The sequence below is a fragment of the Bradyrhizobium sp. CCGB01 genome (genome assembly GCF_024199795.1).
Taxonomy (GTDB): Bacteria; Pseudomonadota; Alphaproteobacteria; order Rhizobiales; family Xanthobacteraceae; genus Bradyrhizobium.
Genome location: NZ_JANADK010000001.1, coordinates 2,785,171 through 2,797,681 on the forward strand (window position 1 = coordinate 2,785,171; position 12,511 = coordinate 2,797,681).

The window sequence follows — 12,511 nt, forward strand, 5'->3', positions numbered from 1 at the left end:
GCACGGCTCGTATTAAGGATGACGGAGGCCGCCCCCAAAGTCACATTGCAAGCGTAGCCATAAGCCCAGAGGACGGTGTGCGAAGTGCGCCCGCCGAGCCGGCTTTCCAGCTTGAATGCCATTTCGGCCCGCGCAGACTGGGAAAGTTGCCGCCTTGCAAGCTTGCTGTCCGATCGGTCGGCTTAGCCGGGCGGCTAGTTTAGGAGCGCCTCAAAATGAGACTTAAGTTCGTTTTGCAAGTATGGTTTGGACAAGAACCGCGTTCCCGAAGGCATCTGGTCGCTGGGAGGCGTGACTGACCCGAAGTCACAAGGAGCAGAATCGGTGGCCATCGGTCTCTGACGACCGCGATGAGCCTTAGCCCGTTCATCGAGCCCGGCATCTGAATATCAGTGAACAGAATGTCGATGTCGTTCCGCCGCTCGAGCAGCTCTATCGCCTCGTCGGCGTCAGCGGCTTCGATCGCCTCAAAACCCAGCTCCCTCACCATATCGGCTGCGCCAGAACGGAGGAGGAAATCATCCTCGACAATCAAGACGACGGGCATGCTACTCACAATGCGTTTTTAGTTTTCGATCAATCAGCCTTAACAGTCAGCCACTTGATAGGTTCCGGCGAACATTGTTCCGATTGAACCGTTATAACGGGTCGAGGAGCTGAGAGGGCGTTTGCTATGAACACTGGCCTGCGAGCGGATGTTGATGAGGTCCAGCACATCCACGCAGTTCCCAAAATAATTGACTCGGTTGGCCGTATCACCGGGATGCGTTTTGTCGCAATTGCGAGGGTGAGGACCGGCAATTGGGTCTGCTGTGCGGTGCGGGACCTCACCGATTTTGGTTTGCCACTAGGCGGCGAGCTTCGCATTGAGAAGACGACAGGCCGCAAGACCAGCGAACACAGCGAGGTCGTCGTTATCAATGATGTTCAGACCGACGGTGTTTATTGTAATCACCCGTCTCCTGAGCAATACGGCTTTCGGAGCTATATTGCGGCGCCCATCAAGCTAGTTGATGGCGCGGTCTGGGGCATGCTCTGCGCTCTCGATCCCGAGCCTCGCGATCTGGACCGACCTGAAGTGATCAGCACGTTCGAACTGTTTGCTGAGTTGATAGCTGCTCAGCTAAGCATGAACGCGCGCTTTGAGCAGAGCCAATCTGATCTGTCGATCCACGAGTCCAGTCTGCGCAAGAGCGAGCACGATCGCATGTCGGCCGAAGAGAGCCTTAGGCTTAGCCAGGCCGATCTGGTGGATGAGAGGAGAACGGCTGAGTTGCGCGAACAGTTCATCGGAGTGCTGGGCCATGATCTGCGCAATCCGCTGGCCTCGATCGACGCTGGTCTGCGCATCCTCCTGAGGGATATCAATGATGGTCGATCTCAGGCCGTTATCGCTGAAATGCAGAAGTCGGTCCTGCGGATGGCCGGGCTCGTCGATAACATCATGGATTTTGCCCGCGGGCGGTTGGGCGGCGGCTTGACGATCAAGCCCGACGCTCAACAGTCGCTAACCCCGGTTCTGGAGGGAGTGGTGAACGAAGTCAGGTTGGCGTGGCCTGACAGAAAAATCGAGACAGTCATCGAAATCAAAGAACCCGTCCGTTGCGATCGAAGTAAACTCGGTCAGCTCTTCTCCAACCTGTTGGGCAACGCCATCACCTATGGTGACCCGGAGAGAGCGGTCATGGTGACAGCTTGGACCAACGAGGCCGAGTTTACACTCTCCGTGACGAACTACGGTACGCCGATATCTGACAAAGCAATGACGTATCTGTTTCAGCCCTACACGCGCGGCGACAGGCCCAGTCAGAACGGTCTGGGTCTGGGCTTGTATATTTCGTCGGAAATCGCGCGTGCCCACGGTGGTAAGCTGGACGCAGTGTCAACACCGAACGAAACGATTTTCACTTTCAAGATGCCGTTGTAGCACTGGCTGAGCGACGTGGGTCTTGTGTGGCAGACACCCGGTTGGGATGCGCTGCGTCTTTCTGTCCCGCGAAGTCAATTTCGGATTTGCTCGCGAAACGCGTGGTTTCCCGGTGACTGCGCCTGGGGTACTCCACAACAATCACCGAAGGTGGTTATCGTTCTGCGATGCCAACGAGCAATCCTTTACATTTTCGATGAATCAAGTTCGGTTCCGTAATCTGTCGCTGGTTCGAAGAACAATGACCAGAAGCACCGTTCGCTTTTTCTTGAAGTTTGTGAATTGCTGATGTATGATCTGACGTATCGATACTGGCCGAACAACTGTTCCGCTTTCGCCTCAGTTCCTGACGGCGCGCACGTTTCAGACATTCTCCAACATCGACTAACCGCGCACGGACCGCGAGTCCGTGCGCCAACTCCTGCGCGTATACGAAAGAAAGACGTGATGAACACAGGTACAGTGAAGTGGTTTAACAGCCAAAAGGGCTTTGGCTTTATCCAGCCGGCGAACGGTAGCAACGACGTTTTCGTTCATATCAGCGCGGTCGAACGCGCCGGGATGAGCACCCTGAATGAAGGTCAGACGCTGTCGTACGACGTCGTCGCAGACCGTCGTACGGGCAAGTCTGCTGCCGAAAATCTTCGTGCCGCTTAGTTAAGAACACCAGACCTGTCGCTCTAGCCACGGATGTACTGGCAGAGCTTTTGGTCCTGCCCCGCTCCCGGGTTATCGGGGCGGGGTTTTTCATTCAAGCAGGCAGAGAGATCGAAAAGCGGGCGCCCCTACGGCTTCCTTTGACTGTGGCTTGTGTCCGGTGACTACGTCACCATGTTCACCAGCCGCATCGGGAACGTGATTCCTCATTGTTAAGCAGGAGATCAATTGAGCATCGTTAAACGTCATCTAGCCGAGCAAGAAGAACGCTTAGTCCTGATCGAGGAAATCTGTATCGATACAGGCGCGCTTGTCTTGGATACTGCGACAGACGAAGTCTACTTCTCCGCGGACGAAGCGGCACACAAGAACGCATACGTCACGGTATTCCAAGCCTGGGCAAAGGGCACGATCAAGGGCAGCGCGGAACAGATATTCGAGGCGACAAAATCCATTCTCGAAGACTAAGTAAGACCGCCGATAGACCCGTAAACGCCGAGAAAGCAAATATGCCATACGCCTATAAGCTAAATGAAGAGGTTCGCCACCACGCTCAAGGTCCCCAAGGACGCGCCGCAACTGAACTGCCAAGGATCTACACGATCGTACAGTGCATGCCGATCGAGTCCGATGGACGCGTAAAATATCGCATCAAGTGCACGTCCGAGAACATTGAACGCGTGGTTACGGAAGATCAGCTTTCTTATCGCCACTGATCTCCGCATCCCGAAGGGCTCGTCAGGCAGTGCCCGGAGCAGCAGGGAGGGAAAAAATGTCAGACCGGCGCGAGCTATACCGGAGCCTAAACGGGGACGCATGGTTCATCGCACGCGAGCCCACAAACGTGACGGGAAGGAACCCGAACAACAAGCGTTGTTGCGATTGATCGGAACGCTGGTCGAGGTCCCGCCGTTTGCGTACGGTCGACTCAGGCCGCCGACATGCTACGAAAGATCTACGATCCTTCAGCCACTCCAGAAGCACCGGACGCACCGCTCAAGGGGTTCATCGAGTCACTTCGCGTAACCCTGTGATCGGAGCCAAGCGATCCGACGCTCTCCATTCATCCATTCGTCAATTTCGGCTTTGCTCGTGAAGCCCGTAATCTCTCGCGCTTCTGTGCCCGGGTACTCGGCGATGATAGCCCAGTCGCCTTCTGACTTACGAACTGGTTTGAAGTTCACTTTTATTTTTGCCATGCCGAACTATGTAGGAAGGCGGCCGAAAAGGGAACCCCATTTTGCCATGTTCGGCCCAGAGTAAGCACCAGACACCGCCCGCCTACCAGATGATGCCTTATGAGCTCCTCAGCAACGCACTCGACAGAATGATCAACTCGAGAAGAAGGCCAACGGTCAAACGGCAGACAAGCGCTGATCACCGCCCGATCTCGTTGCTCAAGCTTTTTCGGGTACCTAGAACGATGTCAGGTTAGCCACAGGCGAGGTCTGCAATGGTCAATGGCTGCCACGGCTGACCGCATGAACGTGGTCCGGTCACCAGTCGAAAGCGGACAGATTCGTGCTCTTTGCTGACCTCAGCGACAGACTAGAAGCGGTCGGTCCCTTTTCGCGCGATCAGTCTGCGTCCTGCCACCTGCGCAGATCCGTCTGGTTATGATAGGCCATGCGGTCCGGCGTGGTGATGAACTCTATCATCGTGCCCCAGGGCATGCGGCAGTAGCAGACCTTGTTTCCAGGACCTTTCTCGGTTGCGTAGGGAATAGCGCGCGGCGCGGTAAGGGGTGTGCCTCCCGCCTTCTCGAAGCGCTCGACCGATGCATCGATGTCGTCCGTGTAGAGAGCGAAGTGCGTGATGCCGAAGTCGCTCGCCCGAATCGGCTTGGCTTGCTCGGCACCGTGCATTTCGAAGAGCTCGATATCGGGTCCGGTCCCGATCTTGACCATCGCCTGCGCACGCACGACCGTTCCGGGAAAAGCGCCGACGGCCCGCTCGAATTCGGGTCCTTGCCGTGGCGGATCCTGCGGTCCGAAGGACTGGTAGATCACTTGGCCGCCGAAAGCTTCCACCAGGAACGACTTTGCTGCTTCGATGTCGGGCACCGTGATGCCGATATGATTGACGCCGCGAATGACGGGTTTAGTCATGACAGTCTCCTTTGCTAGATTCGATCCATCGCGATCGCCGCGGGCGCAATGCGCCCGCAGCCTCGCGATCCGCCCGGTCGACGACGGCGCGGGCGCCGAGCTTCAATTGGCCTTGAGGAACTCGATCAGGGCGGCTGCGACTTCATCCGGCCGCTCGTCCGCGACATAGTGGCTGCACCGCGCGATCGAGCCGCCCCTCACATTGGTGGCGAACTCCCTGAGCATCGGCACCATCTGCGCACCGAACCGCTGGTCCCCGCCCAGGCCAAGCACCGGTATCGCGAGCGGTTGCTTCTTGTACGCGAGCGCAGTCGCATGATCGGCGGCGAGGGTGCGGTACCATTCCATGCCGCCACGCGTGCGGCCAGGAAGCGCCATCGCCTTGGCGTAGATCTCGATGTCCGCCGGATTGAAGGTGCTGTGATCGTAGAACCGCTCTGCCATGAAGGTCGAAACATAGTCATATTCACGGCCATGAATCAGGCGCTCTGGTAGATCCCGGTTCGTATGGAAGCCGAAGTGCCAGAGCCTTGCGGTCGTCGCCTCCCATCCGGTCCAGCCGGGAAGCGGAACGTCGAGCACAGCCAGGTGGGTAACAACTTCCCGATAGATGGCGGCCTGCGGCAAGGCGACCATTCCGCCGATGTCGTGTCCGCACACGGCGTAGCGTTCATGCCCAAGGGCAATCATCACCTCATGCGCGTCGCGCGCCATCGTCGCCTTGTCATAGCCGTCGAGCGGGCAGTCGGAAAAGCCAGCGCCGCGCAGATCCATGGCCACCACGCTGAAATACTCGGCCAGCAACGGCATCACGTGGTGCCATTCCCACCATGTTTCCGGCCAGCCGTGAAGCAGAAGGATCGGCGGGCCCGAGCCTCCTGTGACGGCGTTGATCTTGATGCCATTCACCGGCACCAGCTGCTGGGTAAACCCCTTCAAAGCTGAGATCATGATCGCTTTCCAGTCAGATGTTGTTCAAACGGAGCTCGTGGCATGTTCACGGCTGCTCGAAATCGGTGGCGATCGCGATGTCGCGCCAGGCGTCGAGATCGCTGCGGAAGGCAGCCAGCTTCCGCTCAGCGATCGCGTGCGCGATCGGGCCGAGCGGCAGATGAAGCGGGGCGTCATCGGCGTCGACTGCCTGCAGGATCACCGCGATCGCCTTGTCGGGATCGCCCGCCTGATTGCCGTTGTTGGTTTCGCGATAGTGCCTGCGGGAGCTCGCGGCGTATTCCGGCATCTCGTTCGCCGCCACCGTGATCGAGCGGCCAAGGAAATCGGTGCGAAACGGCCCAGGTTCGACGATCAGCACGCGAATGCCGAACGGCTCCAGCTCGCCGGCGAGCGCTTCGGAAATCCCCTCCACGGCGAACTTGGCGGCGTTGTAATAACCTCCGCCGGCGCTGCCCGCGATGCCGGCGCCGGACGACATGTTGACGATCGTTCCGCCCGAACGTCGCAGGACGGGCAGGGCGGCTCTGGTGGTTTCGATCAGACCGAAGACATTCACCTCGAACATCGCCCGATATTCCTCGGGCGTGCCTTCCTCGATCGCGCCGAACAGCCCGTAGCCGGCATTGTTCACGAGCACGTCAAACCCGCCAAAGGTCTCGACCGCCTTTGCGACCGCTGCCTTGGCTGCCGTCGCATCGGTCACGTCGAACGGCCAAGTGATCATGCGGCCACCGAAAGGCGCGGCCATTTCCTCGACCATCTTGACATCGCGGGCCGTCGCGATGACCCGATCGCCCCGCTGTGCTGCAGCGAGCGCGAGCCGCTGGCCGAAGCCGCTTGAGCAGCCTGTGATGAGCCAGGTTTTCATGACTTCTTCTCCAAGTTGTTTTCAAACGACGCCACGCTAGCCGCCGCGTACCGTCATATCGGCCATGATCGACCAGTCCTTCTCCCCGAGGCCCGCCGAGACAGCTTGGCTGAGCCCCTCGCGAACAGCTTCAAGCATCGGGAGCGTGCGTCCGATCTCGTTGCTGGCCTCAGTCGCCAGGCGCATGTCCTTGAGAGCGAGCCTGGCTTTGAAACCCGGCTCGAAAGATCGTTCCTTGATCTGCGTGCTGTAGCTCTCATAGGCGCGGCCCGAGAACAGGGTGCCCAAGATGAGTTCAAAGAAATCCGCGCGGCCGAGGCCGACGCTCTCGGTCAGCACGACAGCCTCAGCCATCGCCTCGATGGCCATGGCGATCATCATGTTGCAACCGAGCTTTGCCGCATTCGCCCGCGCGGGGTTCTCCCCCAACTTCCAGACCTTTTTGCTTGAGCGGAGCGAGCAGCGGCTCAATCGCGGCAATTGCATCGGCTTTCCCGGCTGCGAGGATGTTGAGCTGGCCACTCGCCGCTACGTTCGGTCGACCGAGGACCGGCGCGGACACATAGCCAAGGCCCGCCTCTTCGTGCAGGAGCTCCAGTTCCCGCGCGAATGCGACCGAGATCGTCGATGCGACGACATGGGTCAGTCCTGGGCGCGCGCTTGCGAGCAAGCCGGCATCGAGGATTACGTCACGAATGGCAGAGTCGTCGGACAGCATCGTAAAGACAGCGTCAGCCTGGAATGCATCCGCGGCGAGTTCGACGAGCCTCACCCTGGGGACGCTATTCTGGGCGACCTTGCTTCGGTTCCAGGCCCGGACATCATGGCCTGCCTTCACGAGGTTCAGGGCCATTGCCGAGCCCATGCTGCCGAGACCGATAAATCCGATCTGCATGTTCTATCTCCTGTCGATGAGGGCTGTGCGCGGGATCGGACGCAGGCAGCCGGGCGATGGCAGGAACCTAGGTGCTTAGATTTGTTCTTTGAGTGACATAACTGTACTTTCGGTGTTCAGTTTTGTGCGGGTGTCGCGATGGAATGGAGTGACGTCAGAATCTTTCTTGCTGTTGCGCGATCGGGCACGCTCGGCGGCGCCGCGCGTTCTCTTCAGACAAGCCATCCAACCGTAGGCAGGCGCCTTCGCGCACTAGAGCAGGCGATCGGTCACACGCTCTTCCAGCGCACAGCGGACGGGCTTGTTCTGACCGACGAAGGCCACGGGATCATCGCACTGGCGGAGCAAATGGAAGAAGGCGCGCTGGCCATGGAGCGCCGGCTTGCAGGGCAGGAGCAAAATCTCAAAGGCAGTCTGCGCATTACGTCAGCGGACTGGTTCGGGGCCTATGTCCTGCCTCCAATTCTGGCGGATTTCTCGAAAGCCTACCCCAATGTCGATGTCGAAATCCTGACCGGCACGCGCCGAGTCAACCTTTCCCAACGGGAGGCCGACGTCGCTTTTCGTATCGTTCCCTTCGATACTGCCGATGTCGTTCAGCGGCGGCTCTTCAGGCTCGAATACGGCGTCTACATCGCCGAGGAGGCGGCCGATCCCAAATATGGCGATGGGACCGGTTTTCGGCTGATCACCCATGACACATCCACAGGCAATTTCCCCGACATCGTGTGGCTCATCGAGAGTTTCCCCAACGCGAAACCGGTCCTGCGATCGAACAACCGCAACGTTCAGGGGCGCATGTGCAGGCAAGGCGTCGGCATCGCCGTTCTGCCCCGCGTGGTCGGCAATCAGATCCCGGGTATCCGCAGGCTGGAACTACCGACGCCGCCGCCAGCGCGGGACATTTGGATGGGATACCACCGGGACCTGCGGCGTCTTGAGCGTCTTCGCGCGTTCATCTCGACTGTATCGGACCATCTCGTGAATGCGACCGCATGATTCGACAATCTTCGCATGCTGCGTAACGTATCAATTCCATCGTGCTGGAACGACCAACCCGGCAGTTCGGCGTCCTGCCGGAATGGACGATAGGCCCGCGCCGGATGTCGAAGCCGATCAGTCGGGAAGATCAAAGTGCCTGGCATGAAGCGCATGGCAAAGCATAAAGAAATTGCCGAGTTCGCCATTTCCATGGCTTCGCTCGAACTCACTCGTCTGATGGGCGCATCGCCGATAGCGGACGGCGAGCTTGAAGCAGGGTAGTAGCTTCACTAATCGCAGCACGTGGTTTCGGACAGAGCGCGTATGTATTTACCGTAGCCCGGGCCGCCGCGGCCGTGCCGAAATCACACCTGGGCCATGTCGGAACCAAGCGGTGCCGGTCGTCTTGATTCTAGCCGATCGTCCATCCGGAGTACCGCGTTCATGGCCCCCCGCGCCAACTGGAAAGGTTTCCTTCGCCTCTCGCTCGTCACCTGCCCGGTGGCGCTTTCCCTGCAACGTCCGAGTCCGAGAAGATCTCCTTCAACCAGCTGAACCGGGCGACGGGCCACCGCATCAAGTACCTCAAGGTCGACCCCGATACCGGTGACGAGGTCCCGAACGAGGACATCGTGAAGGGCTATAAGGTCGACACCGACACGTTTATCGAGGTTACCAAGGAAGATCTTGAGAACGTCGCTTTGGAATCCACCCGGACCATCGAGATCGACGAATTCGTCGACCGCAGCGGCATCGATCCGCGCTACCTGATCCGCCCCTACTATCTGCGCCCGGACGGCAAGGTCGGCCATGATGCCTTCGCCGTGATTCGAGAGACCATCCGTGAGATGGACAAGGTGGCCATCGGCCGCGTCGTGCTGACGAACCGCGAGCACATCATCGCGCTCGAAGCGCGCGACAAGGGCCTAATCGGAACGTTGTTGCGGTATCCTTACGAGGTGCGGGATCCCGCCGAGTATTTCGACGACATCCAGGACGTCAAAGTCACGAAGGACATGCTCGACCTGGCCAAACACATCGTGAATCAGAAGGCCGGCAACTTCGAGCCGGACAAATTCGAGGACCACTACGAGACGGCCTTGATCGACCTCATCAACCAGAAGCGGGCCGGCAAGGTCATCCGTCCCAAAGCCGACCGCGGACGACGAAGTACCGTCCATCCGGGGTCACCGGGTAACGTGGTCGATCTGATGGAGGCGCTGCGCAAGAGCGTCGGTCCGACGCCTTCTTCGCTGCGGTCTCCTTGACCGCTTTCTTGCCGGCGATCGGCATCAGCATCTCCTTCTGGCCGGCGGACGCCTTCTTCGCCTTCCTGGGCGACTTCTTCGGCGTCGTTGCTATCGGCGAGGAGATCGAGGTCGAGACGGTCGTCGGCGGTGGGCGACGCTTTTTGCTAGATTTCAGGAGTCTCTGCTCACGCGGTAGACCGACCGGCATGCAATAGGGCGACCTCCGGGACGCGAAGAGCTAACCGGAGATCGATCGTGCGATCTGTAGCGCCCGAGGTTCAGGCGCAACTGGGTTGGACGGGTCTATCAACCGTCGGAGGTCTCAAGGGCCCCTCCAGCAGTCGCCGGACTCGCGGAGATCGGAGAGGATCATCGCCAAGCATCGACGACGGTTGGCGAGAAGGAGCCTGCGAGAGCTTGGCCATCCACCGACGCTCGATGCGGTTCAATACGTCTCTCGGCAATGCAATGTTATCCATCGCGACCTCCTCCTCAAGCGGCGAGAAGTCTTGATGTCGAACAGAGACGGTTGGGCTTGCCTCCGGGTGGATTGCGTGGGCCGCCGTCAAGTTCGCACAATGCTTCGAGTATCTCGTCGATGGTGACCGGCGCTTTAAGTCTCGCTGGTGCCCGCAAGGAGGGACAGGAAGCGATTGCCGACGCGTCGGACGCCCAAGACGCCAGAATGGCGCGTTTCTCGGAGACCGAAAGCGAAAGGTCTGCCAGTACGTCCCTCGGGTGGTCAAACACGGTGCCGGGATGCAGAAGCGCGTTAAAGTCGATGACGTTGTCGTCGGAAGCGGTCGTCGGCCGCATGGTATCCTCCATTCTAAGACGAAATCAGCTGCCGCGCGTCGCCCGGACGCGCGGCATTCCTCTGGTGGATGAGTTAGGCCACCTTGGCCTCGATCTGGTGGACGTTGCCGGAAGACGTTGCGCCGGCGATGGAAATTCGGCGCGGCTTCATGGCTTCCGGGATCTCGCGAACGAGTTCGATAGTCAGCAAGCCGTTGTCGAACGCGGCGCCTTTCACCTGGACATATTCTGCGAGGTTGAACTGCCGCTTGAAACCGCGGCTCGAGATACCGCGATAGAGGAAATCACGCTCAGTCTTGTCGGATTTGCTGCCTTCGACCGTCACCACGTTCTGCTCGGCGGTGATGACGATGTCGTCGGGCGAGAAACCCGCCACCGCGAGCGAGATCTGATAGCGATCATCCGCCAGCCGTTCGATGTTGTAAGGCGGGTAATTGTCCTCGCTGGCCCGCTGAGCGGTTTCTGCGAGGTCGAAAAGGCGGTCGAAACCAACGGTCGAGCGCCAGAGGGGGGCGAAATCGTAGGTGCGCATAGCCAAATCCTCCTAAGAGCAAGATGTCTACGAGCGGCACCGGACACAACCGGTGCCCGTCTCTTGGCCGGGCCCGTCAGGCGCCCGGACGCCATCGTCAGATGGCGACAAAAAAATTAGCAAAGCCGATTTTGGTTTCAAGAGGGGGCTGAAAAAATTTTGCCACAGATCGCCGCGCCATTACAGGTCCTCGCGCAGCCCCTTGAAGAACGGATGCCTCACCTTTCCCTCAGCTGATTTGGCGCGGTACTCGATCTCTGCCAGCAGCTTCGGTTCGACCCAGATGCCTTTGCGCAACCCGCTTTGCATAGGGCTGTGTCTTCCGGACCAGGGGCTCGAGGCGCCGCCGCAACTCGGCGGCTGACGTTTTGTCGAAGCCGTGGTCGACCTTGCCGGCATAAACCAGATCCTCGCCCTTGCGCCTACCGAGATATATGCCGTCCCATTTGCCCTCATCGAGGGCGAAGCGGCGATGGTGAGCGTCTCGCGCTGGGAGCATGTTTTCTTGACCCAATTATTGCTGCGGCCGACCGGGTAGACGCTGTCCCGCACCTTGGAGACGACGCCTTCCAGCCCGACTTTGCAGGCATGGGCGAACATCTCGCCTCCGTCGATCTCAAAACTCTCGCTGAACTGGACGTCGCTGCCAGTAACGACCTTCTTCAGTGCGGCCTTGCGCTCGAATAGCGGCACCTTCCGGATGTCCCTGCCGTTGAGATAAAGCAGGTCGAAGGCGACGAGTATGATCTTAGTCGAGGTTCCCTTTAGCTCGTTCTGCAAGACGGAGAAATCGGTGCTGCCATCGGCGGCCGGCACCACGATCTCGCCGTCGATGATGGCCGAGCTCGCCTTGATGTGCCAGGCGTCGTTGGCAACCTTCTTGAAGCGTTTGGTCCAGTCGTGCCCGCGGCGGGTGAATACGGTGACGGCTTCGTTGGCGAGATGCACCTGAACGCGATACCCGTCGAACTTGATCTCGTGGATCCAGCGCTCGCCGGATGGCACGCGGTCGATGGAGGCTGCCAGGGCCGGCTCGATGAAACCGGGAAGGGGCGCCTTGATGCCAAGCGCTTCGGGCTTCATTCGTTGAAAAGCCATGGGCTATGCCAGGCGCAAGCTGAACTGCCGCGAGTCCTCCGCGGCGTAGCGGTTGACAAATTCCTGGAGATGCGAAGGAACATCGGCCCGCTGAAGATTGAAGCGGCGTTGGATCTCGCCTGCTATGTCCTCAGACACATCCTCGCACCAGCGTTCGGCCGTGTTAAAAGCGACCACCTTGATGGGCCGTCTGTACTCGCCGGCCATGAGGTCCTGAATGACCGTCTCTAGGTCGGCCGTCTCCATGTCCGTTTCCCGCCAGGCGCTGCCGGCCCGTCCAAAATCGTCGGCGACCAGATAAACGGTCGGCTCATCGGCGGGGACAATAGACGGGGTCCAACGAGGCGGACGCATACGCAACTCCACTCAAGAACCGGGATTCAATTTGATCCGCGCCGATTCGTTCCCCGGGTTGGAACTGCTAG

General features: G+C 59.4%; 14 protein-coding genes and 2 pseudogenes. 6 read left to right on the top strand and 10 right to left on the bottom strand.

Annotated features, from left to right (window positions below; all coding sequences use genetic code 11):
- Nucleotides 1-199 precede the first annotated feature (199 nt).
- A complete protein-coding gene (locus NLM25_RS12775; RefSeq protein WP_309143593.1) occupies nt 200-547 on the bottom strand; it encodes a response regulator in 348 nt (115 codons plus the stop codon).
- 126 nt (nt 548-673) lie between these two features.
- Here NLM25_RS12775 and NLM25_RS12780 point away from each other — a divergent pair, with 126 nt between their 5' ends.
- From NLM25_RS12780 to NLM25_RS12790, 3 genes are all read left to right on the top strand, one after another.
- Nucleotides 674-1,927, top strand: a complete 1,254-nt coding sequence (locus NLM25_RS12780; protein ID WP_254117140.1) for a GAF domain-containing sensor histidine kinase — start codon at nt 674-676, stop codon at nt 1,925-1,927.
- Nucleotides 1,928-2,374: 447 nt separating this feature from the next.
- Nucleotides 2,375-2,584: a cold-shock protein gene (locus NLM25_RS12785; protein WP_254117141.1), complete on the top strand. Its 210-nt coding sequence runs from the start codon at nt 2,375-2,377 to the stop codon at nt 2,582-2,584.
- Between the two features lie 228 nt (nt 2,585-2,812).
- Nucleotides 2,813-3,052, top strand: coding sequence for a hypothetical protein (locus NLM25_RS12790; protein ID WP_254117142.1), 240 nt, complete (start codon nt 2,813-2,815; stop codon nt 3,050-3,052).
- 1,109 nt (nt 3,053-4,161) lie between these two features.
- Here the strand turns inward: NLM25_RS12790 and NLM25_RS12795 are convergent.
- The 5 genes from NLM25_RS12795 to NLM25_RS12815 form a co-directional block, all read right to left on the bottom strand.
- On the bottom strand, nt 4,162-4,692 hold the full coding sequence (locus tag NLM25_RS12795; protein ID WP_254117143.1) for a VOC family protein: 531 nt from the start codon (nt 4,690-4,692) through the stop codon (nt 4,162-4,164).
- A gap of 102 nt (nt 4,693-4,794) precedes the next feature.
- On the bottom strand, nt 4,795-5,643 hold the full coding sequence (locus NLM25_RS12800) for an alpha/beta fold hydrolase (RefSeq protein WP_254117144.1): 849 nt from the start codon (nt 5,641-5,643) through the stop codon (nt 4,795-4,797).
- Nucleotides 5,644-5,689: 46 nt separating this feature from the next.
- Nucleotides 5,690-6,514 (bottom strand): oxidoreductase, encoded by an 825-nt coding sequence (locus NLM25_RS12805; protein WP_254117145.1) that lies wholly within the window; start codon nt 6,512-6,514, stop codon nt 5,690-5,692.
- Between the two features lie 36 nt (nt 6,515-6,550).
- Complete coding sequence (locus tag NLM25_RS12810; RefSeq protein ID WP_254117146.1) at nt 6,551-6,883, bottom strand: NAD-binding protein; 333 nt, start codon at nt 6,881-6,883, stop codon at nt 6,551-6,553.
- Nucleotides 6,861-7,409, bottom strand: coding sequence for an NAD(P)-dependent oxidoreductase (locus tag NLM25_RS12815; RefSeq protein WP_254117147.1), 549 nt, complete (start codon nt 7,407-7,409; stop codon nt 6,861-6,863). Before NLM25_RS12815 ends, NLM25_RS12810 begins: the two co-directional genes overlap by 23 nt.
- A 138-nt stretch (nt 7,410-7,547) precedes the next feature.
- Between NLM25_RS12815 and NLM25_RS12820 the strand changes: the two genes are divergently transcribed.
- The 3 genes and pseudogenes from NLM25_RS12820 to NLM25_RS12835 all read left to right on the top strand — a co-directional run bounded on the left by NLM25_RS12820 (nt 7,548) and on the right by NLM25_RS12835 (nt 9,855).
- Nucleotides 7,548-8,408: a LysR family transcriptional regulator gene (locus tag NLM25_RS12820; protein WP_254117148.1), complete on the top strand. Its 861-nt coding sequence runs from the start codon at nt 7,548-7,550 to the stop codon at nt 8,406-8,408.
- Nucleotides 8,409-8,834: 426 nt separating this feature from the next.
- Nucleotides 8,835-9,628, top strand: a pseudogene (locus tag NLM25_RS12825) (Ku protein); the annotation flags it as partial.
- Nucleotides 9,629-9,654: 26 nt separating this feature from the next.
- Nucleotides 9,655-9,855, top strand: coding sequence for a hypothetical protein (locus NLM25_RS12835; protein ID WP_254141370.1), 201 nt, complete (start codon nt 9,655-9,657; stop codon nt 9,853-9,855).
- Nucleotides 9,856-10,132: 277 nt separating this feature from the next.
- Here the strand turns inward: NLM25_RS12835 and NLM25_RS12840 are convergent, their stop codons facing one another.
- The 4 genes and pseudogenes from NLM25_RS12840 to NLM25_RS12855 form a co-directional block, all read right to left on the bottom strand.
- Nucleotides 10,133-10,456, bottom strand: coding sequence for a hypothetical protein (locus tag NLM25_RS12840; RefSeq protein WP_254117149.1), 324 nt, complete (start codon nt 10,454-10,456; stop codon nt 10,133-10,135).
- 73 nt (nt 10,457-10,529) lie between these two features.
- The gene (locus NLM25_RS12845) at nt 10,530-10,988 is read right to left on the bottom strand and encodes an Hsp20 family protein (RefSeq protein WP_254117150.1); all 459 of its coding nucleotides are present in this window, start codon (nt 10,986-10,988) and stop codon (nt 10,530-10,532) included.
- A 180-nt stretch (nt 10,989-11,168) separates the two neighbouring features.
- Nucleotides 11,169-12,086, bottom strand: a pseudogene (gene ligD, locus NLM25_RS44420) (non-homologous end-joining DNA ligase).
- A 3-nt stretch (nt 12,087-12,089) separates the two neighbouring features.
- The gene (locus NLM25_RS12855; protein WP_254117151.1) at nt 12,090-12,440 is read right to left on the bottom strand and encodes a hypothetical protein; all 351 of its coding nucleotides are present in this window, start codon (nt 12,438-12,440) and stop codon (nt 12,090-12,092) included.
- Nucleotides 12,441-12,511 lie beyond the last annotated feature (71 nt).